1 protein-coding gene is annotated in these 655 nt (G+C 31.6%); it reads right to left on the bottom strand.

Translation table 11 applies throughout. The annotated features are described in order from the left end of the window. Positions 1 to 573, bottom strand: a 573-nt coding sequence (locus CYP28_RS01910) for a hypothetical protein (protein WP_141090902.1), incomplete at its 3' end; no start/stop codon positions are given. Between the last annotated feature and the right edge of the window lie 82 nt (positions 574 to 655).

Genomic DNA, 655 nt, shown 5'->3' with positions numbered 1-655 from the left:
ATAACTAGCCTTTTCCTCTGTTTGATCAGCGGTTTGCTGCTTCACTTCATCCACAACTCTATCTAGCCAATATTTGCAAATGGATGAATTCATGGATAAAAGGCAAATGCCACCGCCAAGCTTATTATAAAAATATAATCCACCTTCAAAATAATTTCTTTCAAAGGCAGGCTTTTCATTATCGTTTAATTTAGACTTAATATACAATGCAAGTAAGTCGCTTCTTTCCTGATATTTGCTATTTAAATAAACAGCATCGTCACGTTGATTTAATACTTCATTGTGATAAAAAATATAAGAGGGTCCAAGCAATAAAAGGCAAATCACCATAAATAAAAGTATAATTATCGAGCATTTCTCTGTTTTATTATCAGCTTCTCTTTCAAAATCACAACCCGACAACCCCCTTTTATGTATTTTTTTACTAATATAATATGTGCTAAAAAGCAATAAAAATATACCAGTAACTAAAAAAACAATAGCAAGGCTAGATAAATCTATATTTAGAAAAAAAACTACTAGGATATCAACTATAAACGCTACTGGGAGAATAACACTAAAAAAACCAATCATTTTAAAAACCCCCGTGATCTTTTGCTACTAAAAAAAGAATAAACCCTACACCGCAGCAGCCCATAAAAGCACCAGTTAATAG

Origin of the sequence: Campylobacter concisus, from assembly GCF_002914195.1 — a bacterium.
In the GTDB taxonomy this organism is placed as follows: Bacteria; Campylobacterota; Campylobacteria; order Campylobacterales; family Campylobacteraceae; genus Campylobacter_A; species Campylobacter_A concisus_M.
Note: the sequence above shows the minus strand (reverse complement) of the source record. Positions and strands in the feature narration are given on the sequence as shown.